The sequence below is a fragment of the Escherichia albertii NBRC 107761 = DSM 17582 genome, from assembly GCF_000759775.1.
GTDB classification, from domain to species: Bacteria; Pseudomonadota; Gammaproteobacteria; order Enterobacterales; family Enterobacteriaceae; genus Escherichia; species Escherichia albertii.
Map to the genome: position 1 here is coordinate 45882 of NZ_BBMY01000005.1, position 8426 is coordinate 54307.

Genomic DNA, 8426 nt, shown 5'->3' on the forward strand with positions numbered 1-8426 from the left:
CACCAACGCTGAAATTTCGTGCGAATCAGGCGCTCAGTGATTCCTCTTCGCGTACGCTGGCAGCCAATTCCTCTCCTGCAAGTTGCAGTTGATACATCTGCCAGTAGCGCCCCTGGGCCGCCAGCAGTTGCTGGTGAGTCCCCTGTTCTACAACCTGACCACGATGAAGCACCAAAATGGTATCGGCATCGACAATAGTCGATAAACGGTGGGCTATAACAACCAGCGTCGTGTGTTCACGCACCGCTGCCAGCGCATGTTGGATCGCCTGTTCAGTGCCAGAGTCAATGCTGGCGGTCGCCTCATCCAGAATCAACACCTGCGGCGTTTCAACCAGTACACGCGCCAGCGCCAGCAACTGCTTTTGCCCGACCGAGAGATTATTGCCCTGCTCACCCAACGGTGTATAAATACCATCGCTCATGCTGCGCGCCAGCTCTGCCAGTTGAACGGTTTCCAGCGCCTGCCAGACACGCTCTTCGGAAATGTCGCGCCCCAGCGTTACGTTAGCGAGGAAAGTATCCGCCAGCACAACGGGATCTTGCTGCACCATCGCCACGCCCTGGCGTAATGCGTTATGACTTAGTGAACTTAGTGGGCGTCCATCAAGACAAATTTCACCTTCAGTCGGTGGGTAATAGCCCATTAACAAACTGGCGAGGGTACTTTTGCCGCTACCGGTATGCCCTACCAGCGCAACAAAACTACGTGAAGAAACAGTGAGATGAATATTTTTCAACACCATATTGTCGCCACGGTAAGCAAACGACACGTTATCAACGCCTATCGTGCCACTCTTTAGCGGGCGATCATCATGACCATATTGCTGGCGCGGACCGTCCATCAATTCGAACACGCGTTCACCTGCCACCACGGCCTGTTGCAACATCGCCTGTTGAGTGGTTAGTTCGATGAGTGGTTCGTTTAAGCGCCCCAGATAACTAATAAATGCATACAACACGCCCACCTCAATGGTGCCGCTGGCGGAGAAGCCAAACAGCATCAATAAGCCACAAAGAATGAGCGACGAAAACAGACTAAGCAATGGTCGTAACAAAAAGCCGTCCAGTCGCAGAGTCTGCATCCGCGCCATATAGTGCGAACGACTTGCCTCGCCCATACGTTCGCCAAATCGCGCCTGCTGGCGAAACTGCTGAATGACGCTCATACCGTTGATAACTTCGTTAAATCCATCATTGATATCGGCCAGATAAGCGCGTACTCGGCGGACAATAGGCGTGCTGTAACGCTGGTATATCACCATCACGACCAACACCACCGGAAAAATCAGAATCGCCACCAGCGCCATGCGCCAGTCGAGGCTGAACATTGCCACCAGCATGGCGCCCACCAACGCGGCGCTGCGCAAAACGGTAGCCACCACGGTAACGTAAAGATCGCGGATCACCTCGGTGTCATTAGTCACCCGAGAAATAACCTGTCCAACCGGCTGGGTATCAAACTCACTTAACGGCTGGCGCAGGGCGGCATCCATCACATCCGTTCGCAACTGTTGTACCACGCCAACCGCCGCCCGGTTAAACAGCAGCGACTGCGCGTAGTGCAGTCCGGCAGCAAACAGTTGCAGCCCGACATACGCTGCCGCCAATCCGGCAACCACTTTCAGCGGCAGATTATTTTTCGCTACCATATTGTCGATAAAGTAGCTAATAAGCAGCGGGCAACTCACTTCTGCCGCTGCCGCAGCCCACATCATCACCACGGCGACGCCCAGCGGTTTGCGCCACGGCGAACCGTAAGCCAGCAGGCGTTTCAGAGTCGGCCAGAGTTGGCTAAAACTACGCATCAGCGGCCTCCTCATGAATTTCTGGAGCGTCATCAAGCGCCGCTTCCAGTTGTTGATAACGATACATATCGCGATACCAGCCGCTTTGCTGTGCCAGCGTATCGTGATCTCCACGCTGAGCGATATGTCCATGCTGCATCACAATAATTTCACTCGCTTCCGTCAACGCGGAAAGACGATGAGCGCTGATAATCACCGTTCGTCCCTGCCCCCACTGGCGCAGATTATGCAGGATCTGGTGCTCCGTACGTCCGTCCACTGCTGAAAGCGCATCATCCAGAATGAGGATTTCCGCATTCACCAGCAACGCCCGGGCAATGGAAATACGCTGTTTTTGCCCACCGGAAAGCATCACGCCGCGCTCGCCAACTTCCGTGTCGTACCCCTGCGGCAGACGTAAAATATCGTCATGTACGCTGGCTAACCGCGCTACATGTTCAATTTCTTGTTGCGTTGCATTAGGGCAACCTAGCGCGATGTTATTGGCAACGGTGTCGGAAAAGAGGAACGGCGTCTGGCTAACCACCGCCAGACGCCCACGCCAGCTATCGAGTTGCAGCCGGGTCAGGGGGATATTATGGAAACGAATGTCGCCCTCGGTAACGTCGAAATGGCGTTGAATTAATGACAGAACGGTACTTTTTCCAGAGCCCGTTGGCCCACAGATCCCCAACATCTGACCAGGTTTCAGCGCAAAGTTCACATTCTCCAGTACAGGATGGTGAGTTTGTGGATAAGTAAACTGACGAATAGCGACATCCAGTTCTCCGCGCCCTTCCGGCACTTTCTCGCTACCGTCGTTAACCACCGGCGCTTCGGCCAGCATTGCGCGAATGCGGCTATATGCCGCGCTACCGCGTTCCACAATGTTAAACATCCATGCCAGCGCCAGCATCGGCCAGATCATCAAGCCAAGATACATCATAAAGCTGGTAAGCTGGCCCAGCGTTAAGCTACCCTGCACCACCATCCAGCTAGCGCCACCTATTGCCAACAAATTCGCCATGCCGATGGAAATATAAATAGTTGGATCGAATCGGGCGTCGATCCGCGCCACACGCATGTTTTTCTTACCCGTATCTTCGGCATCCGCGGCAAATAACGCCGACTGGCGATCCTCCAGACCAAAGGCTTTGATCATGCGAATGCTGGTAAGACTCTCCTGGGTGCGGTCGTTGAGGCTGGAAAAAGCCGCCTGCGCCAGCTTAAAGCGCTCATGTAAAGCGTCGCCGTTACGTTTAATCATGATCGCCATCACCGGCATCGGCAACAGCGCGATTAAAGTTAACTGCCAGCTAATTTGCGTCGACATCATAATTAATACCGCGCAGCCCATCACCAGCGAATCAACCAGCGTTAATACCCCTTCCCCGGCAGCGAACACCACACGATCGACGTCATTTGTCGCACGTGCAATTAAGTCGCCTGTCCGGTGACGAAGGTAAAACTCTGGATGTTGACGGCTCAGCTGACGGTAGTAATCTTCCCGCAGCTCCACCGCCAGTTGATAAGAAGCACCGAACAACAGTACGCGCCAGACATAGCGCAGTAGATAAACAACAACCGCAATCAACACCATGGTAGCTATCCACATCAGGATTTGCCCGGTGGTAAAGTGCCGTTCCGTCACGCCATCAACAACAATACCGACCACTTTCGGCGGGATCAGTTGCAGCATCGCGATAATGATAAGCAAGGCAACAGCCCCGAGATAGCGACGCCATTCCCGACGGAAATACCAGCTTAATTGAGCAAATAATCGCACGCGTTTTGTCCTGACCTGATTCTGGATAATTATTCGATGGGTAACGAGGTGGTGTATTTAATCTGTTCCATCGCGAAACTGGAAGTGACATCCGACAGTTCACCAGACGCTTATAAAACTCGTCATAACGTTTCATGTCCGCGACCTGGACGCGCATCAGATAATCGTATTCGCCCGCCATGCGCCAAAACCCAAGCACTTCCGGCATTTCCGTTACAACCGTGACGAAGCGGCAATACCATTCGCTGCTGTGATGCTGCGTTTTAATCAGCACAAAAGCCGTCAGACCCAGACCAATTTTTTCCGGGTCCAGCAAAGCGACTTTACCGAGAAGAATACCATCATCTTCCAGTCGTTTCAGACGCTTCCAGCAGGGGGTCGTTGTCAGATTAACGGCTTCTGCCAACGCCTGCAAAGAGAGGGTGCAATCCTGCTGTAACAGGGCCAGCAGTTTACGGTCTATTTTATCTAACATATTCGGCCCGCAGAGAATTTTTTTCTCTTTTTATTCTATTTTAAAGGCGAAATAGCGACAATTTATTCCGTGCGCTTTATCCGTTACTGCACAAAATGACAAAATAGAAGAAAAAAAACCGGGCTACTGCCCGGTGCTGGAAGAGATCTCGTTATTCGGGGGAATAAGGTAGATGTGGATTGTCCAGCCAGTGCGTCAAATAGTGAGAGACAGCCTGATTTCGGCAGTGTCCAATCACCGGTAAATGAGGAAGTTCCGCGAGTAACTGTGGCATTGCATTACCCATAATAAAGCCGTTACCAACGCTGCCCAGCATTTCACGATCGTTCATTGCATCGCCAAAGGCCATGCAGTCACGCAGAGAAAATCCTAAATAGTCAGCAAGCACCGCCAGCGCAGCGCCTTTATTACACCCTACTGGCAATACTTCCAGACAATTAATCGCGGAAAAACATAAATGCGCGCGGTCGCCTAAGGCTTCGTGTAGCTGGATCTGCAAGCGCGTAAGAGCGTCGTGATCGCCGCAGAAACAGATCTTGGTGACGCGATCAAGCGGCATTTTTTTAACATCGATAATCTGGTAACGAAAACCGCTATACACAAAAGCCTGTAACAATGACGGCATCTCTTGTCCGGTAAACCAGCCATCGTCATTGAAAATATGCATACTTGCCTGGGTATCCCATTTCTGGTGCAGCACTCGCTCTGCTACATCCGCGGGAAGATCATCGCGATAAAGAAGATCGCCTTCTTGCGAATGCACACGCGTACCATTGCCGGTAATCAAATAGGCGTCCAGCGCGAAGGTACCGAGAATATGGCGCATTTCCAACGCATGACGGCCTGTTGCGAACGTGAGAGTAATATCACGGTCACGCAAACGCGCCAGAGTAGAAAGCGTTTTCTCACCTAAATGATGGTCAGGCATCAATAACGTGCCGTCCATATCAAATGCTGCCAGACGAGCCATTTCTTTCTCCACTCTGTGACACGGTTAATTGTGATTGAGTATCACCTGATATATACGGAAGTAATAGTGAATAGTTAAATAATATTGTTCCGGGTTTATATGCGATTGCTTAACCGTCTTAACCAGTATCAGCGTCTGTGGCAACCTTCTGCCGGAAGGCCGCAATCCGTAACAGTCAGCGAACTGGCTGAGCGCTGTTTTTGCAGCGAACGTCATGTGCGTACATTATTACGCCAGGCGCAGGACGCGGGATGGCTGGAATGGCGGGCACAGTCAGGACGCGGAAAACGCGGGCAACTGCGTTTTCTGGTGACACCGGAATCCCTGCGCAACACGATGATAGAACAGGCGCTGGAAACCGGAAAACAGCAAGATGTGCTGGAGCTGGCACAACTGGCCCCTGGCGAACTGCGCACATTGTTACAACCGTTTATGGGCGGGCAATGGCAAAACGATACGCCAACTCTGCGTATTCCCTATTATCGCCCACTCGAACCATTGCAACCGGGATTTTTACCCGGTCGTGCCGAGCAACATCTTGCTGGACAAATTTTTTCCGGCCTGACCCGTTTCGATAACAATACGCAACGCCCTGTTGGCGACTTAGCGCATCACTGGGAAGCATCTGCTGACGGACTACGTTGGGATTTTTATCTTCGCTCAACACTACACTGGCATAACGGCGATGCGGTAAAAGCCTCGCAACTGCACCAGCGATTGTCGATGCTGCTACAACAGCCTGCGTTGGATAAATTATTTATCAGTGTGCGACATATAGAAGTTACCCATCCACAGTGCCTGACTTTCTTTTTACATCGTCCCGATTACTGGCTGACGCACCGGCTGGCAAGCTATTGCAGCCATCTGGCGCATCCACAATTCCCGCAAGTCGGAACCGGTCCTTTCCGCTTAACACAATTCACTCCAGAACTGGTGCGACTGGAAAGCCATGATTATTACCATTTACGTCATCCGCTGCTAAAAGCGGTTGAGTACTGGATAACCCCTCCGCTTTTTGAAAAAGATTTGGGTACCAGTTGTCGGCATCCGGTACAAATCACCATCGGCAAACCTGAAGATTTACCGATGGTCAGCCCGGTCAGTAGCGGTATTAGTTTGGGGTTTTGCTATTTAACATTACGTAAAAGCGCCAGACTTACTCTCTGGCAGGCGCGAAAAGTGATCGCCATCATTCATCAATCCGGTCTATTACAAACATTAGAAGTCGGAGAAAATCTGATCACCGCCAGTCATGCATTGCTGCCAGGCTGGACTATTCCACAGTGGGAAGTGCCAGTAGAAGTCAAACTCCCAGAAACATTGACACTGGTTTATCACCTGCCAGTGGAACTTCATGCCATGGCGGAACAGTTACGAGCAACACTGGCGGCAGAAGGTTGTGAACTAAAAATCATTTTTCATAACGCGAAAAGCTGGGACGATGCCGCTTCACTGACACAGGCAGATTTGATGATGGGCGACAGGCTGATTGGCGAGGCACCAGAATATACCCTTGAACAATGGCTGCGTTGTGATCCTCTGTGGCCGCATGTTTTCACTGCCAGCGCATATACGCATCTGCAATCGACGCTGGATGCCGTACAAATTATGCCTGATGAGGAAAACCGGCATAACGCCCTGAAAACGGTGTTTAACCAGCTAATGGACGACGCCACGCTGACGCCGCTGTTTAACTATCATTACCGTATCAGCGCGCCGCCCGGTGTGAACGGTGTCCGTCTGACACCACGTGGCTGGTTTGAATTTACCGAAGCCTGGCTTCCCGCGCCGTCGCAATGAAGCGCTGGTCGGGGTTACCCGCAAGCGTTACCATAACGCTTTTATTGATTTAGCAGGATGATTTATGAAACGTGCTGTCGTTGTGTTCAGTGGAGGCCAGGATTCCACCACATGTCTGGTGCAGGCATTACAGCAATACGATGAAGTCCATTGCGTGACGTTTGATTACGGTCAGCGCCATCGCGCAGAGATAGACGTCGCTCGCGAGCTGGCGCTGAAACTGGGCGCGCGCGCGCATAAAGTGCTGGATGTGACGCTGCTTAACCAACTGGCTGTCAGCAGCCTGACGCGTGACAGTATTCCGGTGCCCGATTATGAACCCGACGCCGATGGCATTCCTAATACCTTTGTGCCGGGGCGCAATATTTTATTCCTGACTCTGGCAGCAATTTATGCGTATCAGGTGAAGGCGGAAGCTGTGATTACCGGTGTCTGCGAAACAGATTTCTCCGGCTACCCGGATTGCCGCGATGAATTCGTGAAAGCGTTGAACCACGCCGTCAGTCTGGGTATGGCGAAAGATATTCGTTTTGAAACGCCGCTGATGTGGATTGATAAAGCAGAAACCTGGGCGCTGGCGGATTATTACGGCAAGCTGGATTTAGTGCGTAGCGAAACCCTGACCTGCTACAACGGCATAAAAGGCGACGGTTGCGGCCATTGTGCAGCGTGTAACTTACGCGCCAACGGGTTGAATCATTATCTGGCCGATAAACCGGCGGTGATGGCGGCGATGAAACAGAAGACCGGATTGAAGTAATTACCTCGAGTGTCGCCGGATACGGCGCGAATACCTTATTCGGCCTACGATTTTGCTTGTAAGCCGGATAAGCCGCCACAGCACTGCATCCGGCGCCATAGCCCCTTTAGTTCACCATCTGTTCCAGCTTTTCGCGCAATTCCCCTTCCAGAGCTAAAGCTTTCTGCGTTTTGAGATCGATACAGACAAAGGTGATAAGCGCGTCTGCCACCACCTGCCCCTCCGGTTCAAGGGTAATGACCTGATTTAAAATGCCGCTTTTACCATTTAATTGCTGCAACTGACTGGTGATAGTTAACAGGTCGCTTAATACCGCCGGGCGGCGATAGTTAATATTGATATTGACCACCACAAAAGCGATGTTATGAGCAGTCATCCACTGAAAGCTGTCGCTGTTTTCCAACCCATCCCAGCGGGCTTCTTCGAGAAACTCCAGATAGCGAGCGTTATTGACGTGTTGATAGACATCGAGATGATATCCACGAACTTTGATTTGTGTTTGCATAGCGCAATAGCCTTACGTTGTTGTTATAAGAACTGTGATAAGTACAGAGGTCATAACTGGTATGACCTCTTCAGTCTGGCAAAAAATTGCCACTATGCAAATTAATTACAGGGTTAATATTGCCAGGTTACGTTCCACCAGCGAATTGCCCATTCCCGGAACCTGTTTTAAATCCTCCACCGTTTTAAACGGACCGTACTCTTCCCGATAACTGACGATCGCCTGCGCCTTCTTCAGACCAACGCCATTCATAGCACGGGCTAACTCTTCTGCCGTGGCGTTGTTAATACTGACCCTGGTACCTTCTTCATCGCTGGCTTTCGCAGGAGCCAGCGCTTTGTTGT

General features: G+C 51.5%; 7 protein-coding genes and 1 pseudogene. 2 read left to right on the forward strand and 6 right to left on the reverse strand.

The features are described from left to right. Window positions 1-25: 25 nt before the first annotated feature. The 4 genes and pseudogenes from EA14781_RS01990 to cof all read right to left on the reverse strand — a co-directional run bounded on the left by EA14781_RS01990 (window position 26) and on the right by cof (window position 5017). Window positions 26-1807 carry a SmdB family multidrug efflux ABC transporter permease/ATP-binding protein gene (locus EA14781_RS01990; RefSeq protein ID WP_001256229.1) on the reverse strand — a complete coding sequence of 594 codons (1782 nt, stop codon included), beginning with the start codon at window positions 1805-1807 and terminating at the stop codon, window positions 26-28. Further along, entirely contained in the window at window positions 1800-3572 is a 1773-nt protein-coding gene (locus EA14781_RS01995; RefSeq protein WP_001235550.1) for a SmdA family multidrug ABC transporter permease/ATP-binding protein, read from the reverse strand. The genes EA14781_RS01990 and EA14781_RS01995 overlap by 8 nt, the downstream gene beginning before the upstream one ends. Before the next feature lie 29 nt (window positions 3573-3601). Continuing rightward, window positions 3602-4047, reverse strand: a pseudogene (gene decR, locus EA14781_RS02000) (DNA-binding transcriptional regulator DecR). Window positions 4048-4198: 151 nt separating this feature from the next. After that, window positions 4199-5017 (reverse strand): HMP-PP phosphatase, encoded by an 819-nt coding sequence (gene cof / locus EA14781_RS02005; RefSeq protein ID WP_000113022.1) that lies wholly within the window; start codon window positions 5015-5017, stop codon window positions 4199-4201. A gap of 99 nt (window positions 5018-5116) precedes the next feature. Here cof and EA14781_RS02010 point away from each other — a divergent pair, with 99 nt between their 5' ends. Both EA14781_RS02010 and queC read left to right on the forward strand, forming a co-directional pair. Then, the gene (locus tag EA14781_RS02010) at window positions 5117-6817 is read left to right on the forward strand and encodes an SgrR family transcriptional regulator (protein WP_001238266.1); all 1701 of its coding nucleotides are present in this window, start codon (window positions 5117-5119) and stop codon (window positions 6815-6817) included. A gap of 64 nt (window positions 6818-6881) precedes the next feature. After that, on the forward strand, window positions 6882-7577 hold the full coding sequence (gene queC / locus EA14781_RS02015) for a 7-cyano-7-deazaguanine synthase QueC (protein WP_000817248.1): 696 nt from the start codon (window positions 6882-6884) through the stop codon (window positions 7575-7577). Between the two features lie 106 nt (window positions 7578-7683). On the opposite strand, the gene fadM is transcribed toward queC, so the two are convergent. Then, entirely contained in the window at window positions 7684-8082 is a 399-nt protein-coding gene (gene fadM, locus EA14781_RS02020; RefSeq protein WP_001194530.1) for a long-chain acyl-CoA thioesterase FadM, read from the reverse strand. Between the two features lie 105 nt (window positions 8083-8187). Beyond that, the coding region (locus EA14781_RS02025; RefSeq protein WP_042335319.1) for a helix-hairpin-helix domain-containing protein at window positions 8188-8426 on the reverse strand (239 nt) is incomplete at its 5' end.

Bases quoted from the DNA above. Each gene is read 5' to 3' on its own strand.
- EA14781_RS01990 (WP_001256229.1), bottom strand. From the start codon at position 1,807: ATGCGTAGTTTTAGCCAACTCTGGCCGACTCTGAAACGCCTGCTGGCT.
- cof (WP_000113022.1), bottom strand. From the start codon at position 5,017: ATGGCTCGTCTGGCAGCATTTGATATGGACGGCACGTTATTGATGCCT.
- EA14781_RS02010 (WP_001238266.1), top strand. From the start codon at position 5,117: ATGCGATTGCTTAACCGTCTTAACCAGTATCAGCGTCTGTGGCAACCT.
- queC (WP_000817248.1), top strand. From the start codon at position 6,882: ATGAAACGTGCTGTCGTTGTGTTCAGTGGAGGCCAGGATTCCACCACA.
- fadM (WP_001194530.1), bottom strand. From the start codon at position 8,082: ATGCAAACACAAATCAAAGTTCGTGGATATCATCTCGATGTCTATCAA.